Below are 23586 nucleotides of genomic sequence, written 5' to 3' on the forward strand. Positions count from 1 at the left end.
GTTTCTCCTGTCTAAAGTAGCTCGAAGGAATTCATAAACCTTTCGATATCCTCAGATAACATCTCTTCTGTTTCCACAGGAGCTTCTGCTGTTAGTTGGTAAAGGCGTTTGTCTACTAAATATGCCCTGTGCCTGAGAATTACTTTTTGGGATATTTCTAGCTTAAACTCTTTGCCAGGATAGTTACCCAGGCTGATATCTTGCTCACCTAGTAGTCGGATGTTTTGATCACGGGCTAAACCCAAACCTATACTGTCTAGAACTAACTGAGGTGGAAACTGCTCAATTCCGCTAGGAACGTCAGAATAGGAAACTGAGTAGGTTATAGCATTACTCTGGGGAGATACTGTAAAAGTATGGATATCAATTGACGTAGGGCCATCCTTCTGGCTTTGCGTTTTCTGTGTCGGCTTCTCTGGCATCATGACAGTGAAACCTCCCTGAGTATCGGAAAATTCCTGCCACTGCAATTGTTCTAACTGAGCTGGTTGCTCGCTTTGAGCTAGCTGCGTTCCTGGATATCCACCAAACAAGAGAAAAGCAGATAAAAGCGGCAGCAATAAAACTTGAGTTGTCATTAATTTATACTCCTGAGCAGGGAAATCTTAGCAGAACACTTCAGATTCTGATACTGACATCAGCCAAGGGAAAACGGATTGTGGAATTATGAACCATTGTGGGGGTGATCTGGCTTAAAAGCTTTGTGGTCTAACAGTTTTTTCTCCAACCGACACAGCCCGAAAAATGGCAGTAAATTTCAGAAAAACACTCAGCTTTTAGCCAAATATTGCTTAGTTTTGCTCTAAAAAAGCCGCAAAAAGGGTAGCATAACACTGAATTATTAATTTACCAAATCTCCAAAAAAACGCAAGTCCGTGGCTAAATCTCTAACTGACCAAAGTATGCCAACTTTTGTATTAGCCTCTGCTTCTCCAGCTCGTAAACGTTTGTTGCAAAATGCTGGGATCGATCCAGTGGTTTGTCAAAGTAACTTCGATGAATCTCAAGTGCAGCTAAGCGAGCCCCTCGATTTAGTGCAAACTCTGGCTCAGCGCAAAGCCGAGACGGTTGCTGGGAAATTTAGCAATGCCCTAGTTTTGGGCTGTGATTCAGTTCTATTGACAGCAGGAGAGATTCAAGGGAAACCAGCTAGTGAACAAGAAGCGATCGCGCGTTGGCAACAAATGCGAGGTAGTGTAGGTATTCTCTACACAGGTCATGCCTTAATGGACTTATCTGAGGACAAAACCCTAGTGGCGTGCGGTGTTACGCGAGTTCACTTTGCCGATGTAAGCGATCACGAAATCGTCGCCTACGTTGCCACTGGTGAACCCCTCAAATGTGCTGGTTGTTTTGCTCTAGAAGGTTTTGGAGGACTTTTTATAGAAAAAATCGAAGGTTGTCACAGTAACGTCATTGGTCTGAGTATGCCACTCTTGCGTCAGATGCTGGGAGAACTAGGATATGATGCTACTGACTTTTGGCAAGGTCAGGTCAAAGGTTAAAAGTTGCAGGTTGTTATTAATGGGACTTAGACAGATTTCAAGCCCAAACAAAGCCCAAAGCAGCTTTGTGAGCAAAGAATACGTCCCGATTGTGGTTCAACCACTCCATAAAACGGAAAGACATCGCTGTCCGAAACGCCTCTAATGCTTCAGTAAAGGTGTTTAAAGGTTTCGATGCCCAACGCCGTCTTAATCCTCCGGTTAAAGTGTGCCATAAAATAAATGTATAGGCACAAAACACAAGCATGAAATGTCTTATCAGGCTTCTATAATCTCTGACTTGATATTCAGATAAACCCAACCAGCCTTTGGCTTCCCGATAGAAAACTTCTACCCAATTTCTTTGAGAGTAGGTAGTTACTATCCAATCGGCTGTGGCTTTTGTTGATTCAACATTGGTAATAAAATAGTCAACATCACTAGCTTGGTCGAAGGTTGAGGCATTCATGACGATAGCAATTGTTCTCTTTCCTTCAAGCTGTGAGAGTTCAACTTCTACAGGAGCCACCCAAACGGTTTTCAGTTTATCTAGATTGATTTGAACAGGGGTAAAATCTTTTGGCGACAAGGATTCGGCTAACTTATCTAGGCGAATCTCTTCTCGTTGACTTATCCCTATTTCAATTATCACCTTACGGTTTTTGGCTAATCCTCCTATATACTTGAGTTTCCTTTTTTCCAGTTCCAGCAAAAACGTTGTGTTATTTCCATACCCAGCATCAATTAATACGATACCCGGTCGATATCCTCTGTTCATGCTGCGGTCAATTAATGCTAAGCCTAACTCCGGCTTTTTCTGGAATTCAATATCTTTTTTTCCTTCAGCTAAAGAACTAGCGTGTTGAGATAACTCTATATCTAACGGTAGGCTTTTTTTCCCATCATATAGATGAGTTGTTACCACTACTATTCCGTTGTCTGTCTTCCCGATTTCTCCAATGTACTGTCGTCCTACTCCCGCCGTGAAATTGCCACTTTTCCTATGTCCTGAGTCATCTACAATTAACGTGAATCCTCTACTTATTCGGGTTGGGCTACACTGATTCATCACCAGTAGACGCCGCTCATTTACCTGTTGAGCATTCCAGGGGGCTTCCGTTAAAAAATGATGTAATCGGTGGTAAGTCACTCCCACCGCGTTATCCGCCATTTGAGACAGGTTTTTTCCTTCACTTTCCCCTAATAATCCCCCAATATAGTTCCTAAACTCCCTTTTTTGCGCTTGATGTCTCCAGACATCATCAAAGCGTTTGCACCATCTATCGAAGCAAGGAGGCATGGCGGCGGGGGTTGTCTCTTTCCTGTCTTACACTCTAATGTCAAATGGCTGCCATGCCTAAATTATACCTTTATTAACTCTTTATTTTCGTTTAAGTCCCGTTAGATGCTAAGTTAGGTCAGCTTCTACAGATCAAAAGTTAGGTCAGCTTCTACAGATCAACTGACTCACTAAGCCACGCCTGCCTACAGCTAACGCTAACGTGGATATTTGTGGATATTACTTTCTGCCCCTTGCTTCCTTGTCTCCCTGGTCTCCCTTACCCCCCTCATCTCCCGTAACCACTACATTAGAGCACAACTCAGTATGAAGAGCTACTCTAGTATGGTTCAGAAATTTGTTAAGTTTGGGTTGGTGTTTGCTACATGCAGAACACTTCTGGTCTAATCTTGAGCTAACTGCAAAAGCTTTGGGAAATCTTATTCTTATGTCAATAAGCGACGACTTCAAAGAGAAACTCAAGGCAGGAAAGATTGTTGATGCCCTGACTTTAGCGTTGAGCGAAGCCATTGAGCTAGAAATTACTACCTGGGTGTCTTCAAATAAATCCTACGCTCAGACTTCAGCTGAGGCAGAACAACCCCATGCCGATTGCCGAATGCGTACTCGTCTTAATATCGTAGATGGTGACATTGAAAACGAAATTGGCTCTCAGTTCATTGGTAATGGTCTTTACACTGAACTGCGGCAATTTCATCTGGATCAGGTTCAAGAAGGACGTCAGATTATCCAACAAAATCTGGAAAACTTGCAACAGCTTTTCAGTGTCCTGACTAAAACCATGAATCAGTTACCCCAGGAGTCACGTCAACTTGAGAGTGGGAATCCGGTGCTTCCTCCGTCTAGCCAAGACAATTTGCCCTAAAAATAAAGTTGAAGGAAGTCCGAAAATTTTTGCACCTTTTTTGTCTGCGAACCGCCCGAATTTAGTGGAAATAATCTTATGGCGCTCAGCGACGACTTCAGAAAACAGCTTCAGGAAGGTAACATTGCAGCAGCCTTTGCCTTAGCACTGAGTGAAGCGGTTAATTTGCGAGTTACTACGTGGGTATCTTCAGGTGCGGATGCTACCGAGGCAGGTAAACTAGAGCAGGTAAAACCCGGTCATCGCCTATACACTCACATCAATACTCTTGACGGAGATATTGAAAACGAGATCGGTGACCAGTTTTTAGGCAATAGCCCCTATAGGGAACTTAGAGAATTTCATCTTGATCAGGTGACTCAAGGTACTAGGATTATTCAGGAAAACCTTGAAAGTTTGCAAAGGATTTTCGAGGTTTGGCTGGAAATGCGTGGCCAAACACCGACTACTCTAGTTATTGAGCCTGAGAAAGTTGAGGTTAAAGAGCAGCTATCGCCACCCACCCAGGAACCAACTGTCACTGAATCTGTCAGGGAACTTCCAGAGGTAACGCCTGCTGATACTGTCGCTGATACAAAAACGGTTTTTGAAGATTACGTTACTCCAGGGTTACCGCCGCCATCAGTTACAGACGCCTCTTTGGGAGCAACAACGGCAGATAGTTCAGAAGCCGTAGATTGGGAAACTGAGCAGGATCAGGATGAGTGGGATGATGGCGTCTCAGATTTGCTAGAGTCTTTGTACTTTGAGTCACAATCAAGGTTAGAGAGTTCTGAGTTGGAGGAAGATGAGGACTGGGAAGACTCAGTTCCATTAGCTATAGCAGGTAACCAACAACCCCAATCCAGCACTCCCTCACCGGTAGAGTTTCTCCACGAAGAAGATGAGGATGATTGGGAAGACTGGTTAGTTGAAGAACCAGATCCTCCGGTGGATGCAGAAGTAGTTAACGAGTCATCATTAAATCTAGAAGATGATGAGTGGGATTACTTCTTTGAAGAATCCGAAACCCTTACCGCAGAAACAAGTTTTGATAATTTGGCACCGGATTTGGCAGGTGATGAAGACTGGGATGATTTTGATAATGAAGAATTTCTCCCCTCTTCAGATAACCTGGATCTGGATGCAGATCTAGAAGCTAGTATTGAATCGTCTCAATCACAGCAGATTCAAACAGATTCAGCAATAAATGATGAGAGTAATCCTTCCAGCCAGGGGGAGACGTTCTTGAGGTCTTCAGAGGGAAATGAACCTTCTGTTGAGGAGTCTGAAAGCAAAGCTTCTACTCAAAAAAAAGACTTACTGGCTTCGCCTGAGAATGACTCGGATACTTCAGCCAAGGCTGCTGAGCAACGAAGACAGCCACCACCACCCCCGTCGTCTTCAGGTCTCTTTCCTAAGCAGAATAATGAACAACAAGAGGGTTGATGGCTGTGACTATACAAAACCGCAAGAGAACAGAAGCTACTGAGATCGTCAATCTTGATAGTAAACCCGTTATTTCTAATGTGGGGCAAAGTTTTAGGGACTTTGTCCAATCTTTGGGAGATGTCTTAATCGACATCACGGCACTAGAAGTCAACACAATGATTGTCGAGCAAATTACTGGAGAAAAGTTTATTGCCTGGGAAGCCTACCGAGATATTTATTCAGTATCAACTGCATACTTGGAGCAAGAGAAAGTTCACCAGTCTCTTTGTGATCAATATATGGGTTTACGCAAAAATTTGGAACTAGAGTATACATTGATGCTGAGTGACCCCACCTCAGAATTTTATGATCCAAACGTTCTTAATGCTGTTAGTAACGATAACCAAATTCTCACTGATTCCACAGTAGAAATGGGTGAGATTCAAACGCGATTGCCAGACCCAATTCGACCTACTAACCCAGAGGAAATTCTCAGGGCAAAAAAACTTTTGAATAACTGCCATTTTTTACGCAGTTTGCGTAAAATGAGTGAACTAAAAGCAGCATTAGATCATCGCAATAAAGCACTGCACAAGAAGCAGTCGGAGCAACCAGAGTTTGTGCCAACAGAAGTTATTCAAAAGGCGGTGAAGACTGATATTATCTATGCTCAGACGATAGTTCAATTAGATGGTGATGTGATCAATCGTTACTCTCAAGAAATTTTTGACCATCCTCATCGAGAGATGATTTTACAGCTTCATAGAGAGGGTGTTACTTCTGGCGAAAGACAATGGCGGGGGCTGTTGCAGTTTATTATAAATTTGGTGCAGGCATCGTTGAATAGTCGTTCTTTTCAGGGTATATTACCTTGGAATTCGTCAGATAAATAAGGGCACAAATAGGGTGTTACTGCTGTGGGGCGTCATTTTTACCAAAAGCACTCTCAAAAAGCTTATTCTCAAGACGGTTTGAATTTAGAGCGGTACATCAAGGTTGATCAAGAAAGAGTTAGTCGCTTTCTTGTACTGTTTCATGGTGTTCATTTTTACTTAGATCAAGAAGCTCTTCAAGAAATTCAACAAGCACAAAATGGCGATCGCAGTTTGGAAATTTCTCGCCAATTGTTAGCAGATTTCCGTTATTACGCTCTCGTTGGTTGTGAAAATCGCTTACAGTCTGGATTGATATTTTTAACCTACTATAATGACCAGGTTTCCCAAACGGCACTGATGCGGAGTTTTGTTGCTCTTGATGGAGATATAATTCACCAAATTAAGGACGAGTGTTTAGAGAATGCTGATTTTTGTCGTCAGCTTGCTAGTGCTCATTACTGGCTGATTGATCAACTTTTGGGTAGGCTTCGTATGGGAGCTTTCCTTAAGTTAAATCTGCTTTCTTGGGTGCTATCTTTGCTGGTTGTAGTAGGAAGTATGATTCCTAACTGGCAGGAGATTATTGAAAATCCCTGGATGTTTTTGGCAGCAGTACCCATGTCGTGGTTCTTGCAGGTGGGTTTTAAACGCCTCTTAATTTTGTTTTTGCCGACTATTCGTAGCTGGGTTTTGCGTCGTTTATTATCGGGTTTACTTTCAACTAAGTCACGGCAAAGGAAGATTGCTAAGGATATTATGACTTGGTTGGGTTAGTATGCTTTGAAAGTAAATATTTTTCTTACAGGTTATTAAATACTCCTATTTCAATCCCTGATAGGGATTAAGAGTAATTGAAAGCAAAACTCATGAATATTTTCGCTAAAATTGCAAAGTTTCAATCCCTGATAGGGATTAAGAGTAATTGAAAGACGGGTGCATATATTTGGTACGTGTAGAAGGGGGTTTCAATCCCTGATAGGGATTAAGAGTAATTGAAAGCTTCTGAAGCGGATTTGCAAATGAGATTAAGAGTTTCAATCCCTGATAGGGATTAAGAGTAATTGAAAGCTTAGTTTCAGCCACTTAGAATCACGGTAGATTTGTTTCAATCCCTGATAGGGATTAAGAGTAATTGAAAGACAACTGGAATAGCGCGGCTAGGACTTCGGAGTTTCAGTTTCAATCCCTGATAGGGATTAAGAGTAATTGAAAGAATCGGCATCGAGGGCATGTACCCCAGCGGGCAGCTTGTTTCAATCCCTGATAGGGATTAAGAGTAATTGAAAGTTTCGATGACACCATGGCTCAAACTTCAGATAAAGTTTCAATCCCTGATAGGGATTAAGAGTAATTGAAAGGAGGCAAGATTCTAATCCCCTATCACCACCCATCGCTAGTTTCAATCCCTGATAGGGATTAAGAGTAATTGAAAGGAGAAAGCGATAAGCGAACACAGAATCTCGCAGGTTTCAATCCCTGATAGGGATTAAGAGTAATTGAAAGTCTTGCGCCACAACTCTGGATGTTTCATCGTATGGTTTCAATCCCTGATAGGGATTAAGAGTAATTGAAAGACCGTAATTTCCCTGAGCACAGCTCTATAAAGGGTGTACTTGTTTCAATCCCTGATAGGGATTAAGAGTAATTGAAAGAGAGGTTCCCGGCTTTCTCGATGAGTGGGCTAAATCACGTTTCAATCCCTGATAGGGATTAAGAGTAATTGAAAGCCGCTACTGTTATCCCCTCGTAAGCAGCTTGCTGTTTCAATCCCTGATAGGGATTAAGAGTAATTGAAAGTTTATTGATCACCAAGCACCCGGCGGAGTTCTTGCCGTTTCAATCCCTGATAGGGATTAAGAGTAATTGAAAGCTCTTTTACTTCTAGTACAGAGAGAAGGATATAAAGTTTCAATCCCTGATAGGGATTAAGAGTAATTGAAAGTTTATAGGGCTGAATGTGCCTGTACTATGTCGTTTCAATCCCTGATAGGGATTAAGAGTAATTGAAAGGAAAAAGAATTACTAGCCGCCGCCCATATCAGCCGTTTCAATCCCTGATAGGGATTAAGAGTAATTGAAAGAGCTTGCTGAAGCTCAAATGTGGTCATTGAGTCAGTTTCAATCCCTGATAGGGATTAATGGGACTTAGACAGATTTCAAGCCCAAACAAAGCCCAAAGCAGCTTTGTGAGCAAAGAATACGTCCCGATTGTGGTTCAACCACTCCATAAAACGGAAAGACATCGCTGTCCGAAACGCCTCTAATGCTTCAGTAAAGGTGTTTAAAGGTTTCGATGCCCAACGCCGTCTTAATCCTCCGGTTAAAGTGTGCCATAAAATAAATGTATAGGCACAAAACACAAGCATGAAATGTCTTATCAGGCTTCTATAATCTCTGACTTGATATTCAGATAAACCCAACCAGCCTTTGGCTTCCCGATAGAAAACTTCTACCCAATTTCTTTGAGAGTAGGTAGTTACTATCCAATCGGCTGTGGCTTTTGTTGATTCAACATTGGTAATAAAATAGTCAACATCACTAGCTTGGTCGAAGGTTGAGGCATTCATGACGATAGCAATTGTTCTCTTTCCTTCAAGCTGTGAGAGTTCAACTTCTACAGGAGCCACCCAAACGGTTTTCAGTTTATCTAGATTGATTTGAACAGGGGTAAAATCTTTTGGCGACAAGGATTCGGCTAACTTATCTAGGCGAATCTCTTCTCGTTGACTTATCCCTATTTCAATTATCACCTTACGGTTTTTGGCTAATCCTCCTATATACTTGAGTTTCCTTTTTTCCAGTTCCAGCAAAAACGTTGTGTTATTTCCATACCCAGCATCAATTAATACGATACCCGGTCGATATCCTCTGTTCATGCTGCGGTCAATTAATGCTAAGCCTAACTCCGGCTTTTTCTGGAATTCAATATCTTTTTTTCCTTCAGCTAAAGAACTAGCGTGTTGAGATAACTCTATATCTAACGGTAGGCTTTTTTTCCCATCATATAGATGAGTTGTTACCACTACTATTCCGTTGTCTGTCTTCCCGATTTCTCCAATGTACTGTCGTCCTACTCCCGCCGTGAAATTGCCACTTTTCCTATGTCCTGAGTCATCTACAATTAACGTGAATCCTCTACTTATTCGGGTTGGGCTACACTGATTCATCACCAGTAGACGCCGCTCATTTACCTGTTGAGCATTCCAGGGGGCTTCCGTTAAAAAATGATGTAATCGGTGGTAAGTCACTCCCACCGCGTTATCCGCCATTTGAGACAGGTTTTTTCCTTCACTTTCCCCTAATAATCCCCCAATATAGTTCCTAAACTCCCTTTTTTGCGCTTGATGTCTCCAGACATCATCAAAGCGTTTGCACCATCTATCGAAGCAAGGAGGCATGGCGGCGGGGGTTGTCTCTTTCCTGTCTTACACTCTAATGTCAAATGGCTGCCATGCCTAAATTATACCTTTATTAACTCTTTATTTTCGTTTAAGTCCCGTTAAGAGTAATTGAAAGACCAGCACTACCAGAGGAAGCCACTGAGTTAACTACCGTTTCAATCCCTGATAGGGATTAAGAGTAATTGAAAGCCAGTAGCCGCTTATCGCCCAATTTCTGAGGTTAGTTTCAATCCCTGATAGGGATTAAGAGTAATTGAAAGTTGCTGCGAGGAGATTAAATTTGAATTAATAAGTTTCAATCCCTGATAGGGATTAAGAGTAATTGAAAGCATCTGTATCTATGATGTTTGCGCTGAATAACTTGTTTCAATCCCTGATAGGGATTAAGAGTAATTGAAAGGAGGGCAGCAGCTATCAAAATTGGTCCTTTAGCTATTCTTACCGGCAGTTTCAATCCCTGATAGGGATTAAGAGTAATTGAAAGCGGCAGTTACCCGAAACTAAAAAAAATCTCAATGGTTTCAATCCCTGATAGGGATTAAGAGTAATTGAAAGACTAGGTTATCCGTTGAGCCACTGGCATCTTTGAGTTTCAATCCCTGATAGGGATTAAGAGTAATTGAAAGGGAGATATCAACACAGTAGACCTCAAGGTGAAAGGTTTCAATCCCTGATAGGGATTAAGAGTAATTGAAAGTCAATGCAGATAAGCTTGGTCGGAGGGATTTGCCGTTTCAATCCCTGATAGGGATTAAGAGTAATTGAAAGGGTAGCTTACTTAGTACCGCCAAGCTATTTCAAATGTTTCAATCCCTGATAGGGATTAAGAGTAATTGAAAGGCAGCAGTCTTTATTTTGAGGTGAAGAGTGGAAGTTTCAATCCCTGATAGGGATTAAGAGTAATTGAAAGGAGAAAACCGAGCTTCCATTTGGGACTGGAATTGTTTCAATCCCTGATAGGGATTAAGAGTAATTGAAAGTCTTCTTTTATCCACTAGAGAGAAGCTATCAGTATAATATTTCAATCCCTGATAGGGATTAAGAGTAATTGAAAGATTCCCATCCCCAGCCTCTCTGATGAGAAGTGGGATATTTCAATCCCTGATAGGGATTAAGAGTAATTGAAAGATGCTATCTGGAATTAATCGGGCCTGGTGGCACGATTTCAATCCCTGATAGGGATTAAGAGTAATTGAAAGTCGAGCAAATACAGCCTAAATACTTCGCGATCGAAATTTCAATCCCTGATAGGGATTAAGAGTAATTGAAAGGTTTTGTTTTGCTATCAATTCTTTCAGTGAAGCAAAAAGCAATAGATTTCAATCCCTGATAGGGATTAAGAGTAATTGAAAGAAGAAACAGTGCGAGCCGCTTATGCAGAGCGGCTCCGCACAATTTCAATCCCTGATAGGGATTAAGAGTAATTGAAAGGAGAAAGGAAATGATTAATTCTAGTTACTGGGTCGACTGATTTCAATCCCTGATAGGGATTAAGAGTAATTGAAAGTTTTCGCAAAAAAAGCAGTTTCGACTGCCTTTGGTATTTCAATCCCTGAGAGGGATTAAGAGTAATTGAAAGGGAACCTCGATCACTTCATAGGCAATCACAAAATATTTCAATCCCTGATAGGGATTAAGAGTAATTGAAAGGATCAAGGCTTAGGGAAAAGCTCATTCCTAAGAAATTTCAATCCCTGATAGGGATTAAGAGTAATTGAAAGTATTGCTGCCCTAACCTGGTTTTCTCAGGTCAACCAGCAGAGTATTTCAATCCCTGATAGGGATTAAGAGTAATTGAAAGAAACCGCGCTTCCTGGTTTCTACTGAATTCGCCTATTTCAATCCCTGATAGGGATTAAGAGTAATTGAAAGATGAATGATAGGTATTTAGCCAAATCAAAGTAAGCATTTCAATCCCTGATAGGGATTAAGAGTAATTGAAAGAAGGTTATGGAGACTAGTTGGAACATAGGCTCTAATTTCAATCCCTGATAGGGATTAAGAGTAATTGAAAGCCCGCCCCATTAGTGGTTGGGGTTTGCCGCCGGATTTCAATCCCTGATAGCGGGACTTAAACGAAAATAAAGAGTTAATAAAGGTATAATTTAGGCATGGCAGCCATTTGACATTAGAGTGTAAGACATGAAAGAGACAACCCCCGCCGCCATGCCTCCTTGCTTCGATAGATGGTGCAAACGCTTTGATGATGTCTGGAGACATCAAGCGCAAAAAAGGGAGTTTAGGAACTATATTGGGGGATTATTAGGGGAAAGTGAAGGAAAAAACCTGTCTCAAATGGCGGATAACGCGGTGGGAGTGACTTACCACCGATTACATCATTTTTTAACGGAAGCCCCCTGGAATGCTCAACAGGTAAATGAGCGGCGTCTACTGGTGATGAATCAGTGTAGCCCAACCCGAATAAGTAGAGGATTCACGTTAATTGTAGATGACTCAGGACATAGGAAAAGTGGCAATTTCACGGCGGGAGTAGGACGACAGTACATTGGAGAAATCGGGAAGACAGACAACGGAATAGTAGTGGTAACAACTCATCTATATGATGGGAAAAAAAGCCTACCGTTAGATATAGAGTTATCTCAACACGCTAGTTCTTTAGCTGAAGGAAAAAAAGATATTGAATTCCAGAAAAAGCCGGAGTTAGGCTTAGCATTAATTGACCGCAGCATGAACAGAGGATATCGACCGGGTATCGTATTAATTGATGCTGGGTATGGAAATAACACAACGTTTTTGCTGGAACTGGAAAAAAGGAAACTCAAGTATATAGGAGGATTAGCCAAAAACCGTAAGGTGATAATTGAAATAGGGATAAGTCAACGAGAAGAGATTCGCCTAGATAAGTTAGCCGAATCCTTGTCGCCAAAAGATTTTACCCCTGTTCAAATCAATCTAGATAAACTGAAAACCGTTTGGGTGGCTCCTGTAGAAGTTGAACTCTCACAGCTTGAAGGAAAGAGAACAATTGCTATCGTCATGAATGCCTCAACCTTCGACCAAGCTAGTGATGTTGACTATTTTATTACCAATGTTGAATCAACAAAAGCCACAGCCGATTGGATAGTAACTACCTACTCTCAAAGAAATTGGGTAGAAGTTTTCTATCGGGAAGCCAAAGGCTGGTTGGGTTTATCTGAATATCAAGTCAGAGATTATAGAAGCCTGATAAGACATTTCATGCTTGTGTTTTGTGCCTATACATTTATTTTATGGCACACTTTAACCGGAGGATTAAGACGGCGTTGGGCATCGAAACCTTTAAACACCTTTACTGAAGCATTAGAGGCGTTTCGGACAGCGATGTCTTTCCGTTTTATGGAGTGGTTGAACCACAATCGGGACGTATTCTTTGCTCACAAAGCTGCTTTGGGCTTTGTTTGGGCTTGAAATCTGTCTAAGTCCCAATAGGGATTAAGAGTAATTGAAAGTCGAGAAAGGATCTTTGTGGGCACTGGTTCATTGCTCACATTTCAATCCCTGATAGGGATTAAGAGTAATTGAAAGTTCCCACCAATCCACCATGCAGTGTTACCTCTCTCAAAGTAAATTTCAATCCCTGATAGGGATTAAGAGTAATTGAAAGCTGGGTTTGGGGTTGGGTTAGTGGGTTCTGGCTCATTTCAATCCCTGATAGGGATTAAGAGTAATTGAAAGTTGAGGGGTAGGCAGCAAAAATCCTTCTTAAATATTTCAATCCCTGATAGGGATTAAGAGTAATTGAAAGTCAGTTCAAGTAGACGCTTTTGACAAAGAAGATATTTCAATCCCTGATAGGGATTAAGAGTAATTGAAAGACCTCTATTGCTAAAGTCAGCACTGCTGCCTTTAAATTTCAATCCCTGATAGGGATTAAGAGTAATTGAAAGGGTTTTTATTAGATGTCAAGATATTTAATAAAAAATTTCAATCCCTGATAGGGATTAAGAGTAATTGAAAGGTATTAAATCCCTCTAATCTTAGTAAGTCTGATAATATTTCAATCCCTGATAGGGATTAAGAGTAATTGAAAGAGGCGATCGCTTTGATAATTGAAGGAAAGCAAAAAAATTTCAATCCCTGATAGGGATTAAGAGTAATTGAAAGTAGCACAATTTGAGAAGGCTTGTCCTTGGCTACTTGGATTTCAATCCCTGATAGGGATTAAGAGTAATTGAAAGCGCGTCCTTAGCCCGTCTTTATTGAGATCCCTCATATTTCAATCCCTGATAGGGATTAAGAGTAATTGAAAGCTTGAGGCCATTTCGGCTGAGTAATGCTAGGATGTATTTCAATCCCTGATAGGGATTAAGAGTAATTGAAAGTACCTAGCCGCGCTACTCGATAAAAAGGTAAGCATTGATATTTCAATCCCTGATAGGGATTAAGAGTAATTGAAAGTTTATTTCGTGCGATTACGAGGATAATCCCGTAGAATTTCAATCCCTGATAGGGATTAAGAGTAATTGAAAGTATAGAGCTGTACGCCCACCGGGTCAAGCGCAAAAGGCGCACCATTTCAATCCCTGATAGGGATTAAGAGTAATTGAAAGAGAAACCGCTAAAGAGCGGCTGGCAGCACCATGAATTTCAATCCCTGATAGGGATTAAGAGTAATTGAAAGTAGGAAACCCTCCAGGTGGAGTATTAAGGCGTTTGGCTGAAATTTCAATCCCTGATAGGGATTAAGAGTAATTGAAAGTCTTACTCGCTCCACTTCCCAGCGCCTTAAAGATTTCAATCCCTGAGAGGGATTAAGAGTAATTGAAAGGCCCAATTTTTTCCTTGCTGGCACAGCAGCCGAGATTTCAATCCCTGATAGGGATTAAGAGTAATTGAAAGTCTGGAAACATGCAGTGGGGCAAGTGTTAGTATATCTCTTAATTTCAATCCCTGATAGGGATTAAGAGTAATTGAAAGTGTTTCCAGCTATCCTATCCTCTTTGGTCACATTATTTCAATCCCTGATAGGGATTAAGAGTAATTGAAAGGAAGATAAATTCCTGATATGAGCCTGAGTCATTATTTCAATCCCTGATAGGGATTAAGAGTAATTGAAAGAATTTTTGGTCAGGGTGGGTGCTCAATCATCTGATTTCAATCCCTGATAGGGATTAAGAGTAATTGAAAGCTATCAGCTTCTACTCGACCTTATGGACAAATGAGATTTCAATCCCTGATAGGGATTAAGAGTAATTGAAAGCGAACCAAAAAACGCTTAAAGTCTTCCGCTTCTTATTTCAATCCCTGATAGGGATTAAGAGTAATTGAAAGGCATTGGTCAGAGACAGTCTTGCAGCCTTGTCTCTCAACGTGATCAGTGAACTCTTTCCTAATTAAGCGACTAGAAACAGTCTTGAGATTGCCCACAAACTTATCAAGGGATATTTTAGGGTGATAGCCAACCACTAAGTGTACATGGTCGGATTCCCCGCTAAATTCAACAAGTTCACACTCCCACTTCAAACAAGTATCTTGAAAAATAACCTTAAGCCGTTCCAGCATGGGACGGTTTATTGCTTTGTAGCGGTACTTGGTTACTAGGACTAAGTGTATTGTAAGGTCATAAACAGTTCCGCCGCTTAGGGTTTTGCACATAGGGGTAAGCATGATATGTTTGGTTAATGATAATTATTTACCAGTACCGAATCAAGCCAACACCAGGCCAAGAAGCGACCATGCTCTTTTGGTTGGAAAGGCTGCGTCGGCACTGGAATTGGTCGCTAGGACAAAGGTATGATTATCTGCGACGCACTCGTTCCCAGGTAAATAGGTGTTCTCTCGTTAGTGAACCAATAGGGCAAATACCCGAAAGATTTCCTAACTACAACTTCCAGGCAGGTCTGCTCAAGCAAACCAAAGAACTTTTTCCTGAGTACCGGAGTATTTATCATGATGTTCAGCAACAGAACCTGAAGCGTTTAGACGCAGCTTGGGGACGGTGGCTAAAACCAGACAAGGCAGGGAAACGTGGCGGACGACCTAAGTTTAAGAAGGCTGATCAGCTAAGGTCTTTTACCTTTCCTCGAATTAATTGCCCGAAAGCTGGAGCCAACCTTAACAATGGAGTACTAGACATCTCCGAAAACTCCCAATGCCCGTCTGGTACTGGCTTTTCCAGGATTAAACGAGACCTGCCAACCCAGTCAGTTTTAACGTCAAAATCAGGCTTTTAGGTAGTTGCTGTTAAATTCTGTTCTGTAAATAGCCACCCCATTAACTCATTTAACACCTTTACTACCTGAACTTTAACAGGATAGAATTAAAGCCTTAATTCGGAGTCTGACTAATCCGCAAATAGCCAGGATTACTGGCTTGTAATTAAGACAATTCAAACGGAATCTCTCGCGGGCTACGTTAAATATTTTGATAAGACGAATAACGTGTTCTACAAAAATTCGCTGTTGAGAAAACTCTCTATTCTGTTGTTTTTGTTCATCAGTTAACTGTCCACCTTTAGGTTTTTTGCATGGAGTTGTCACCTGTGCCTCTCCTTGATAGGCTTTGTCTCCACCAAATTTTTGCTTAGGGGCAAATTGTCGAAAGCGTTCTCTCAACAAATTTATGTCGCTTTTAGGTCCTGGTACTCCGGGGAGAATATCTACGATATCCTTTCCATCTGGCAAGACAATAAATTGATTTTTCATGGTATGAGTTTTCTTCTTCCCTGAGTAGAACTGTTTTGGCTCTAGGTAGCCTCCAGGTCTCTCTCTAACTTGTTCTGAAGTATCTACTATTAGCTGGAGTTCACTTAAAAGTTCCTGTAACCATTCATAATCTCCCTCGCACTTTTTTACTTGTTCTATCAATGTTGGTGGGAGAGCTTCACTGATGATTGGTAGCCAATAGTGGAAGATATCATTCGCCGTAGTTTCGCTGACTCCAAACTGGATACCTAGCAACTGAAATGTTGGGGAATGTCGTAAGTATATTAAAGTCAAGAGAATTTGCTCTTTTTGAGATAACTTAGGTTTTTTTCCGCCCCCTTTTTTATTGACTCGAAGCTTCTTTATCTCAATTTCCTCCTGCTTCTGTTTATGCAGCAACTCGGTTTTAGCTATCAGTTGTCGAAATTGCTCTTGGTCGATGCCAAGCAAGCGCTTAATCTCCTTGGGGTTATTTTCGATGGCTTCTAAAATTGCACCCATAACACTCCGTACGAGCGATTGACTTTTTGCATTTGTCGCTATTATCCCACGCTCTGTTTATATTCCGGAGATATCTACTGAAGCTCTCCAGGATTGGCGAGATTCCTGTTGTCGTACATCGTCAAATACCGGAAGGGTTTAGTCTTAAGACTTGCACAATAGTCAAGAAGGCTGACGGTTGGTACTGCTCAATCAGCATAGAAGACGAGACAGTGCCAACCACTAAACCTTTAGATACAGTTAAAACTGCTACTGGTGTCGATGTTGGGCTTAACAAGTTTTTAACGACTTCCGATGGTGAAACTGTCGCTATCCCCCAGTATTACCGCAAAGCTCAAAAACATTTAGCTAGACAACAAAAAAAGCTCAGTCGTAAGCAAAAAGGCAGTAATCGTCATGAATCACAGCAAAACTTCATTGCTAGAATTCATCAACATATCAGGAGACAACGACAGGATTTTCACTATCGAATTGCTCACCAACTGGTTAGGAAGTATGACTTAATTGCCGTCGAAGATTTAAATATTCGAGGCTTAGCCAGAACTAAACTTGCTAAATCAATTTTGGATGCAGCCTGGGGACAATTTATCAACATCTTGGAGGCAGTGGCAGTAAAATGCGGTGTCCGAGTTGTTAAAGTAAATCCTCATGGTACTTCTCAAAAATGCTCTGGCTGTGGCACGAATGTCCCTAAGACTTTATCTGTTCGCACTCACCAATGCCCGAAGTGCAACTGTGTCTTATACCGTGACGAAAATGCGAGTCGCAACATCTTGACCCGGGCATTAAGCGAGGTGGGACTCATCTTGCCAAGCCAGTGCGGTCTTGGGGTCTCCCCAAGTTGAGCAACTGGCGCTGCGTGCGGAGGCTTAGGGAATACCCAGCCTGAGAAGCGCGAACCTCTAGATGGAGACTGGGTTCAACTCTCTCTCTTTTAGAAGCCCCTTCCATAATCTTTGATTTGGGAGGGGAGTATGTCACACTATCAATACTTACTCGACTGCTCCTGATCTGGCTTACCATTAGCCGCGCTATCTCGACTGCTAATATTTGACTGTATTTCCAGCCACTTAGCCAGACTCTGAGATAACACAGAAATTGACTCCACAAGCTCAGGGGAAATTTCCACAGGCAAATTGCCAGAACGAACATGTAAATCTCGCTGAGGAAAAGGAATTTCTATTTCGCGATCGCGTAACATCGTCTCAATGCGAAAATAGAGGTCACTCTTAATACGGAACTGCTTATAAGGTTGAGCAATCCAAACTAATAAATCAAAATCCAGGGAACTATCACCAAAACCCTTAAAAAACACTTGGGGCGCAGGTTGAGCAAGCACTTCCGAATGTTCTTTAGCCGCATCAATTAAAGCTGCTCTTACCGCATTCAAATTTGACCCATAAGCCACACCTACAGGTACTTGTATTCTCGACACTGGACTTTGATGAGTCCAATTAATAACTTCTGCTTCCAGAAAGCGAGAATTGGGAATAATAATTGAGATATCATCAAGAGTACGAATTTCTGTACTCCGAACCCCGATACGCTCCACCGTTCCCATTAAATCCCCTACATTAACAAAATCCCCAATCTGAATTGGACGCTCAAAAATCAGCACCAAACCACTGACAAATTCTTTAGCAATTCCCTGCAAACCTAAGCCAATCCCAACACCCAAAACACTGGCAAAAACAGCAAGAGAACTGATGTCTAGTCCCCATAACTGTAAAACAACAATTGTGCCGATGAAAATAAAGGTATAGTTAGCAATCTGGGAAATTGTTTCTTGGGCAGAGCGATTCAAACCTGTTAAACTCAAAACCCGTGATCGCAATAATCTCCTCAGGGTTCTAGCTATAAATACCAGACTGACAAATAGACCAATTAAAATTAATAAATCTAGAACAGAATAAGATTTGCCGCCTAAAGGAACCAGCCCAGAAGTTAAACTAATTTTTAAAAGATTGGCACTGCTTTGTAAGAGTTCACTCACCTTGCGGCTCAATTCCCGCGTTTGGGGAAACAGGCGAGAGATAAAAATCAGCGACAGCAGCCAGATTACCCCACGAGCTAATGTCAAAAGAATCTTTGTTCCAACTTCAGCACTGCGCCTTTGGTGGGTATTTTGAAAATTCTGAGAAGACACCAAGCGCAGATATAAGAGCGGTTCGAGCCAGCGATACCACAGCCACTCTAGTCCATAGCTAGCGCTAAATGCCAGCAAGAGGTAGCCAATAGTAATTAGTGCTGCTCGGCTCAGATATGCTCCAGTACGCTCGCGCTGCGCCTGGGCGATAGCTTGTCGTAACTGTTCTGCCCAATTTTGGGCTTGCTCTTCAACGGTTAAACCGGCTGGAGCATCAGAGGAAGTAACAGAAAGCAAATATTTACCATCGACCAAAATTACCGGCAGATCTTTGCCCTGATCAATCTCTACTCTTATAGGTGGCTCACTGGTTAGAATTTCTTCTTTGAGGACACGATTGGCATCATTTGCTCGTTTTTGAGCACTGTATCGAGACTGACTCACTTCAAATAGTGGACGTCCATCGAGGATCACGGGTGCGGTGAGTTTTGGGGGTGTCGTTATATTGAGTGAAGTTGATACAAGACTACCGACGGCAAACACCACAAAAACAATCTGGGCAATTTTAATCAGGAAAGATTTGAAGCGAGAAAAAAAGGGATTCATAGATAAATATTAAGTACCAGATGGAGTACTAGTAATCCTCACACTAATTACCCAGACTCTCAGCTATTGCCTAGAGTTACTAACAACGACTATTCTGACAAGACTAGCGCTTAATTGAAAGGGTATTGGCTGCTTTTTCTTCCTCTGTTGAGACAGAAGCGATCGCAGTTGTTTGTTGTTCTGCTAGCGCTTTTGGTTTTAAGTAAAGATTTTCTAGCAAAACAGCAGCACCAGCGACCCAGGGAGGCACAATTAAAGCACCAATAATTCCCAAAACTTGAGTACCGCCAATCACTGCTGATAACTGATAAAAAGGATGAACTCTCACCTGGGGACCAACTAGTAAGGGATCAAGAACGTAGGTTTCTACATTCTGGATAACTACGAATAACAGTAAAACCCACAAGAAACTCCATCCTCCTTGAGCAATTGCCACTATTAAAGCCGGAATTGCCCCCAAAACTGGCCCTAAAAAGGGAATCAAGTTAGTTGCACCAGCAATCACTCCTAAGCCAAGAGCAAACTCTGAAAGTCCTAGAAATCCTAAACCAACGGTAATTGCCATGGCTAAAATTCCAGAAACCACCACTCGTCCCTGAATGTAACCTCCCATTCGCTTACTCATCGGCTTCACTTGCGCCGCCAAACGTTCATCCCAGGGTTTAGGAAATAAACTCACAAATCCCTTAATTAGTCTCCGGGAACCAGAAAGCATGTAGCCGGAAAAGAAAATCACCAAAACTAGGCTAATAGCAACGCCGAGGATACCCCGTGTTACTCCATAAGAGCGTACTACTAGCTGCTGGCTAGAACGAATTGCCCAATTTGTCAGAGTCTGAGTATCAAATAGCTGACTAATAAATGGTTCAGTGATGCCTAGGCGCATTGCCCAATCATCCACCACCGATTCTAAAACCTCTAAGTAAGCTGGTAACCTGCGAAACAGGCGCTGAATTTGCTCAGCCACCGTTGGACCAATTAAGACACCTACCCCAATTAAACCAGCAAGTAAGCCCAAATATACTAGAACAACTGCTAGCCAGCGTGGTACTCCTAGCTTTTCAGCAGCATCGATAGTTGGCGCTAAAGTGGCCGCCAGCACTACTGCAATCATCAGTATGAGTAGCAAACTCCGCAGTTGCCATAGCAGCACCAGCAACAAGCCTGTGGCGACAATCAGCGCCAGGTTGGATAAAAAATTATTGACGCGCTGCTTAGACATATTTTTCCATCAAACCGCTTGTCAATAGTCTATCGCGAGGCGCAGCAAAGCTCTGGTATTTGCATTACACCAATAATTTAGACCCATGGCTTGCTGGGTTCGATAGCCCAAATGTACTATTATTTGGTCAACTACTCGGTTATATACTTTGGTCATGCAACTGGAGGAAATCAAAACCCAGTGACCGAGGAATCGTTCCAAGCAAATAGTTAATCATCTGCTTGCTCATAGGAATTACTGCTAGCGGCGTAGCAGTTTGGCAATTTCCGGGGATGACCACTGGTTGTCAGAATCTGATCAATACTTACTGATTTAATTTCAATGACAATTAGAGCAAGTTAGCAGTCAATGATTAGCATATCAGTTTGCTTGCGAAATTTGCCGACCTTAGCAAAAAATCGGATAGCGGCAGTATTTAATATAGTCTCTATCTGCAAAGGCATTGCTCACAGCATCCCAAGCTGTTTTTTCAGCTACTTCTCTAGCTTTGTCAATAAGTTCGGTAGTAATAAATTTGTGGCTCATCAATTACCTTTCACATACCACAATACCTGTGCCTGTTGTGAAAGGTAGTCGATACAAGCTTACCTTAAATAACAGCCACTGAGGCTTTTAAATCCTGTTGATAATGTCTAAACTAATCATCATAATTAGGGCAAAGACTTTCTAGATTATCAGGATAAAAGTTTAATTGTTCTAATAAAACAGAACAGAACGGGGATCTTCAGCACCTTGATCGTATTGACCAAATGTCAGTGGATCATCAGGATCTAAAGGATTATGTCCCATTCCTTGTTCCACGTAATTTGAACTATACTCCCTATGCCATCTTTCATTTCCCTGTCTATATTTACGGCGTCGGCTACCAGCTCCTCTATGGGATTGGTGAGATCTACTTACATCGTATTTCATTCCTGCACCGCCGACAATAGTCTCAGCTTGTTCTGCTGAGATTTCTTGCCAAAAATTGCTTATAGTTGTTATTTTCATATCAATAAAAGTGCGAAACTTTAAAACTAAATAATCCAGGCTATTTAATCAGTAAAATTTAATTGCTTGCCATAACAAATTAAGTACTGAGAGTCCAGGCAATTCATCTCATGTGTAGAAAAAGTGAGATGAATTGCCAGAATTTTATAGGTGTAATGACTCTTAGATCAGCATTGGATAGTTTTCCATGATTGGTAGTTTTTCTCTGGTAAGGTTGCGAACGATTTGAAATTTAACGTTGTATGACCTGCATACCAGCATTCCTGTGGTGTGGAATATATACTGTGGAAGACAAATTTCCTTGTTTGACTGTTTGGTAAGGATTTTTAAAGTCGGTTTTATGCCTATCAGTGTTATCAATCCTGATCACGCGACCACCGCTGATTTTCTCTGCCTGATTTTCTGCAATTTCTTCCCACAATGCTTGGTTGTCGCCGAACATTAATCTCTCCATAATTATTGAATATTTTTGTTATCAAATTGCACAAACTATTCCTACTAATTGCTGTAGGAAATTGAGTGTTGAAAGTAGAGGCAATTCATCTCATGTGTAGAAAAAGTGAGATGAATTGCATCAACTTTATAAAGAGAAAATGACTCTTAACGTTAGCCTACTTTCTCTGTGGTTTACATTGACTTACGGAAGTCCCCAGTTGAACCGTAGGAACCCATCTTACTAGCTTGATATCCTTGGTAACGCCCAAAGCCTTCCATACTCTGATAATTAGTACTATATCGATTATTCGATTGTTGGAAACCTCGAAGACCAGGAACAGCTATACCACCACCGACTAGTTTTTCTGCATCTTGTTCGGTAACTTCTTGCCACAAACCACTGTTATTAATAGAGATTAATTCTTCTGTTAGTTGTTTGTGTTGCGATTTCATTTTCTTTCCTTTAGGTAATTGAGAGTTAACTGATGATGTTTGTAACTCGGAGCATTAATTAATAATGCTAGAGTTTTGTTTTTGAAGTTTTTGTGTCAATTTATGCATTTAATTTTGTCTTTATTTTTTCAAAATTAAATGCATATCGGTTCCTCAACAAATCTGCAATTAACAAGTGATTAAACAAGAAACTACAGACCATCTAGCGAGGTTATGAGCCTTGATTCAGAATTTTGCAAAAAAAGTTAATAACAGTCATGGCTAATAACTTTACTTCCGCAGAAGTAAGGAATAACATGACTTCCAAAACTGTCTTCACCCACTTCTTTACTTTTTCTTATGGGTTTAGATGGGTTTAGAGTTCATTAATCTGCTTACACAAGCATTTCATGAGGAAATACTGTTGGTAAGACAAGCGTTTGTAAACTTATTAACGTGTAACAAATTATTTCTGGCTAATTAAGCACAAAAGACCTAATGGTTTACTGCACAGAAGATGGCTCAAGGCTCACCTTCTCTATTTCCATGCTTACCAAGGTGGTAGCCCCAATTTTTGTTTGAATCGGAAACATAGAGGCTAGGAGTATGACCATGCATAATCGACACACCTATATTTTCATGATGAAGATGTAGGTATTTCCGTCCACCGAATAGTCCTTTGGCTTGTTGGCCTCTACTTTGTGCACCGAGGTTCCAATGGTGGCTTCTTGCTATTTTGTCTGCCATCGTTGGTTTTGTTTTAGTTAGTACCCGATTAGTTTTATCTATCGTCTTATTCAGACAATCAAATCATATATGTTTTCTTTCTTTCGTTTTTGTAGCCTATCTAGCAGAATTTTTTTTCTTAATTTTTAGTTTAAAAGACTTTGTTTTGAGTGCTGTTTTGTTGATTTTTATACATATTAAGTAATTAACTTAACTATTAGTAAAATTCCGTAAAACTACTCTTTAATTCTTTGTCGCTACAAACAAAACTTTCTTCTTTGTTACTCTTTTTTCTTGATATTATTCTTTGTAACCCTTGTACTGAAAGGGTTTAAGAGAAAAAATTAAATTTCTCAAAAGTGAGCTTCAGTAAAAAAAACGCTTCATCGTACAGAGAGAAAACAGGTGGGCTTTGATAGTGACAAGAGTTTTTTTACAAAATTTTTAGCTTAAATAAGATAAAGTTGTGCTAATAAGTGACAAAATTCTTGATTAATTGCTGCACCTAAGTCTTATTACTTATTACCTGTGAAAGCAAAACTTTAATAATAACTATTCTTATTTATAAAAACCCAAACGAATTGTGAAAAACAAATAGTTTCTTTGCTG

General features: G+C 41.0%; 18 protein-coding genes, 1 pseudogene and 3 CRISPR repeat arrays. Of the genes and pseudogenes, 8 read left to right on the plus strand and 11 right to left on the minus strand.

Going from position 1 to position 23586, the window contains the following annotated elements:
* Window positions 1-11 precede the first annotated feature (11 nt).
* Window positions 12-578 carry a hypothetical protein gene (locus ACT7WV_RS17345; RefSeq protein ID WP_445104078.1) on the minus strand — a complete coding sequence of 189 codons (567 nt, stop codon included), beginning with the start codon at window positions 576-578 and terminating at the stop codon, window positions 12-14.
* Window positions 579-902: 324 nt separating this feature from the next.
* Here ACT7WV_RS17345 and ACT7WV_RS17350 point away from each other — a divergent pair, with 324 nt between their 5' ends.
* Window positions 903-1505, plus strand: a complete 603-nt coding sequence (locus ACT7WV_RS17350; RefSeq protein ID WP_445104079.1) for a nucleoside triphosphate pyrophosphatase — start codon at window positions 903-905, stop codon at window positions 1503-1505.
* Window positions 1506-1542: 37 nt separating this feature from the next.
* Here ACT7WV_RS17350 and ACT7WV_RS17355 read toward each other — a convergent pair whose 3' ends face one another.
* Window positions 1543-2784, minus strand: coding sequence for an IS701 family transposase (locus ACT7WV_RS17355; RefSeq protein WP_445101212.1), 1242 nt, complete (start codon window positions 2782-2784; stop codon window positions 1543-1545).
* A gap of 427 nt (window positions 2785-3211) precedes the next feature.
* Between ACT7WV_RS17355 and ACT7WV_RS17360 the strand changes: the two genes are divergently transcribed.
* From ACT7WV_RS17360 to ACT7WV_RS17375, 4 genes are all read left to right on the plus strand, one after another.
* The gene (locus ACT7WV_RS17360) at window positions 3212-3649 is read left to right on the plus strand and encodes a hypothetical protein (protein ID WP_445104080.1); all 438 of its coding nucleotides are present in this window, start codon (window positions 3212-3214) and stop codon (window positions 3647-3649) included.
* A gap of 78 nt (window positions 3650-3727) precedes the next feature.
* Complete coding sequence (locus ACT7WV_RS17365) at window positions 3728-5077, plus strand: hypothetical protein (protein WP_445104081.1); 1350 nt, start codon at window positions 3728-3730, stop codon at window positions 5075-5077.
* The gene (locus ACT7WV_RS17370; RefSeq protein ID WP_463424181.1) at window positions 5077-5952 is read left to right on the plus strand and encodes a hypothetical protein; all 876 of its coding nucleotides are present in this window, start codon (window positions 5077-5079) and stop codon (window positions 5950-5952) included. Before ACT7WV_RS17365 ends, ACT7WV_RS17370 begins: the two co-directional genes overlap by 1 nt.
* Before the next feature lie 24 nt (window positions 5953-5976).
* Window positions 5977-6708, plus strand: coding sequence for a hypothetical protein (locus tag ACT7WV_RS17375; protein ID WP_445104083.1), 732 nt, complete (start codon window positions 5977-5979; stop codon window positions 6706-6708).
* Window positions 6709-6755: 47 nt separating this feature from the next.
* Window positions 6756-8015: direct repeats of the CRISPR family, unit length 37 nt; unit sequence GTTTCAATCCCTGATAGGGATTAAGAGTAATTGAAAG.
* A 75-nt stretch (window positions 8016-8090) separates the two neighbouring features.
* Here the strand turns inward: ACT7WV_RS17375 and ACT7WV_RS17380 are convergent.
* Window positions 8091-9332 (minus strand): IS701 family transposase, encoded by a 1242-nt coding sequence (locus tag ACT7WV_RS17380; protein ID WP_445101212.1) that lies wholly within the window; start codon window positions 9330-9332, stop codon window positions 8091-8093.
* A 155-nt stretch (window positions 9333-9487) separates the two neighbouring features.
* A CRISPR array of direct repeats spans window positions 9488-11350; the repeat unit is 37 nt; unit sequence ATTTCAATCCCTGATAGGGATTAAGAGTAATTGAAAG.
* Window positions 11351-11477: 127 nt separating this feature from the next.
* Here ACT7WV_RS17380 and ACT7WV_RS17385 point away from each other — a divergent pair.
* The gene (locus ACT7WV_RS17385; RefSeq protein ID WP_445101297.1) at window positions 11478-12743 is read left to right on the plus strand and encodes an IS701 family transposase; all 1266 of its coding nucleotides are present in this window, start codon (window positions 11478-11480) and stop codon (window positions 12741-12743) included.
* A gap of 80 nt (window positions 12744-12823) precedes the next feature.
* Window positions 12824-14606: direct repeats of the CRISPR family, unit length 37 nt; unit sequence ATTTCAATCCCTGATAGGGATTAAGAGTAATTGAAAG.
* A gap of 42 nt (window positions 14607-14648) precedes the next feature.
* On the opposite strand, the pseudogene tnpA reads toward ACT7WV_RS17385, so the two are convergent.
* Window positions 14649-14942 (minus strand): annotated as a pseudogene (gene tnpA / locus ACT7WV_RS17390) (IS200/IS605 family transposase); the annotation flags it as partial.
* A 14-nt stretch (window positions 14943-14956) separates the two neighbouring features.
* Here tnpA and ACT7WV_RS17395 point away from each other — a divergent pair.
* The gene (locus tag ACT7WV_RS17395; protein WP_445104084.1) at window positions 14957-15508 is read left to right on the plus strand and encodes a helix-turn-helix domain-containing protein; all 552 of its coding nucleotides are present in this window, start codon (window positions 14957-14959) and stop codon (window positions 15506-15508) included.
* 72 nt (window positions 15509-15580) lie between these two features.
* On the opposite strand, the gene ACT7WV_RS17400 is transcribed toward ACT7WV_RS17395, so the two are convergent.
* On the minus strand, window positions 15581-16480 hold the full coding sequence (locus ACT7WV_RS17400; protein WP_445104085.1) for a transposase family protein: 900 nt from the start codon (window positions 16478-16480) through the stop codon (window positions 15581-15583).
* A 32-nt stretch (window positions 16481-16512) separates the two neighbouring features.
* Between ACT7WV_RS17400 and ACT7WV_RS17405 the strand changes: the two genes are divergently transcribed.
* Window positions 16513-17325, plus strand: a complete 813-nt coding sequence (locus ACT7WV_RS17405) for an RNA-guided endonuclease InsQ/TnpB family protein (RefSeq protein ID WP_445105678.1) — start codon at window positions 16513-16515, stop codon at window positions 17323-17325.
* 140 nt (window positions 17326-17465) lie between these two features.
* On the opposite strand, the gene ACT7WV_RS17410 is transcribed toward ACT7WV_RS17405, so the two are convergent.
* The 6 genes from ACT7WV_RS17410 to ACT7WV_RS17435 all read right to left on the minus strand — a co-directional run bounded on the left by ACT7WV_RS17410 (window position 17466) and on the right by ACT7WV_RS17435 (window position 22272).
* Window positions 17466-19172 carry a mechanosensitive ion channel family protein gene (locus ACT7WV_RS17410; RefSeq protein WP_445104086.1) on the minus strand — a complete coding sequence of 569 codons (1707 nt, stop codon included), beginning with the start codon at window positions 19170-19172 and terminating at the stop codon, window positions 17466-17468.
* 103 nt (window positions 19173-19275) lie between these two features.
* Window positions 19276-20394: an AI-2E family transporter gene (locus ACT7WV_RS17415; RefSeq protein ID WP_445104087.1), complete on the minus strand. Its 1119-nt coding sequence runs from the start codon at window positions 20392-20394 to the stop codon at window positions 19276-19278.
* Window positions 20395-20781: 387 nt separating this feature from the next.
* A complete protein-coding gene (locus tag ACT7WV_RS17420) occupies window positions 20782-20919 on the minus strand; it encodes a hypothetical protein (RefSeq protein ID WP_445104088.1) in 138 nt (45 codons plus the stop codon).
* A 171-nt stretch (window positions 20920-21090) separates the two neighbouring features.
* Complete coding sequence (locus ACT7WV_RS17425) at window positions 21091-21384, minus strand: hypothetical protein (RefSeq protein WP_445104089.1); 294 nt, start codon at window positions 21382-21384, stop codon at window positions 21091-21093.
* Between the two features lie 232 nt (window positions 21385-21616).
* Window positions 21617-21838, minus strand: coding sequence for a hypothetical protein (locus ACT7WV_RS17430; RefSeq protein WP_445104090.1), 222 nt, complete (start codon window positions 21836-21838; stop codon window positions 21617-21619).
* A gap of 173 nt (window positions 21839-22011) precedes the next feature.
* Complete coding sequence (locus tag ACT7WV_RS17435; protein WP_445104091.1) at window positions 22012-22272, minus strand: hypothetical protein; 261 nt, start codon at window positions 22270-22272, stop codon at window positions 22012-22014.
* Between the last annotated feature and the right edge of the window lie 1314 nt (window positions 22273-23586).

It is taken from the genome of Symploca atlantica LB2515, assembly GCF_052546295.1.

Bases quoted from the DNA above. Each gene is read 5' to 3' on its own strand.
- ACT7WV_RS17345 (WP_445104078.1), bottom strand. From the start codon at position 578: ATGACAACTCAAGTTTTATTGCTGCCGCTTTTATCTGCTTTTCTCTTG.
- ACT7WV_RS17350 (WP_445104079.1), top strand. From the start codon at position 903: ATGCCAACTTTTGTATTAGCCTCTGCTTCTCCAGCTCGTAAACGTTTG.
- ACT7WV_RS17355 (WP_445101212.1), bottom strand. From the start codon at position 2,784: ATGCCTCCTTGCTTCGATAGATGGTGCAAACGCTTTGATGATGTCTGG.
- ACT7WV_RS17360 (WP_445104080.1), top strand. From the start codon at position 3,212: ATGTCAATAAGCGACGACTTCAAAGAGAAACTCAAGGCAGGAAAGATT.
- ACT7WV_RS17365 (WP_445104081.1), top strand. From the start codon at position 3,728: ATGGCGCTCAGCGACGACTTCAGAAAACAGCTTCAGGAAGGTAACATT.
- ACT7WV_RS17370 (WP_463424181.1), top strand. From the start codon at position 5,077: ATGGCTGTGACTATACAAAACCGCAAGAGAACAGAAGCTACTGAGATC.
- ACT7WV_RS17380 (WP_445101212.1), bottom strand. From the start codon at position 9,332: ATGCCTCCTTGCTTCGATAGATGGTGCAAACGCTTTGATGATGTCTGG.
- ACT7WV_RS17385 (WP_445101297.1), top strand. From the start codon at position 11,478: ATGAAAGAGACAACCCCCGCCGCCATGCCTCCTTGCTTCGATAGATGG.
- ACT7WV_RS17395 (WP_445104084.1), top strand. From the start codon at position 14,957: ATGATAATTATTTACCAGTACCGAATCAAGCCAACACCAGGCCAAGAA.
- ACT7WV_RS17400 (WP_445104085.1), bottom strand. From the start codon at position 16,480: ATGGGTGCAATTTTAGAAGCCATCGAAAATAACCCCAAGGAGATTAAG.
- ACT7WV_RS17410 (WP_445104086.1), bottom strand. From the start codon at position 19,172: ATGAATCCCTTTTTTTCTCGCTTCAAATCTTTCCTGATTAAAATTGCC.
- ACT7WV_RS17415 (WP_445104087.1), bottom strand. From the start codon at position 20,394: ATGTCTAAGCAGCGCGTCAATAATTTTTTATCCAACCTGGCGCTGATT.
- ACT7WV_RS17420 (WP_445104088.1), bottom strand. From the start codon at position 20,919: ATGAGCCACAAATTTATTACTACCGAACTTATTGACAAAGCTAGAGAA.
- ACT7WV_RS17425 (WP_445104089.1), bottom strand. From the start codon at position 21,384: ATGAAAATAACAACTATAAGCAATTTTTGGCAAGAAATCTCAGCAGAA.
- ACT7WV_RS17430 (WP_445104090.1), bottom strand. From the start codon at position 21,838: ATGGAGAGATTAATGTTCGGCGACAACCAAGCATTGTGGGAAGAAATT.
- ACT7WV_RS17435 (WP_445104091.1), bottom strand. From the start codon at position 22,272: ATGAAATCGCAACACAAACAACTAACAGAAGAATTAATCTCTATTAAT.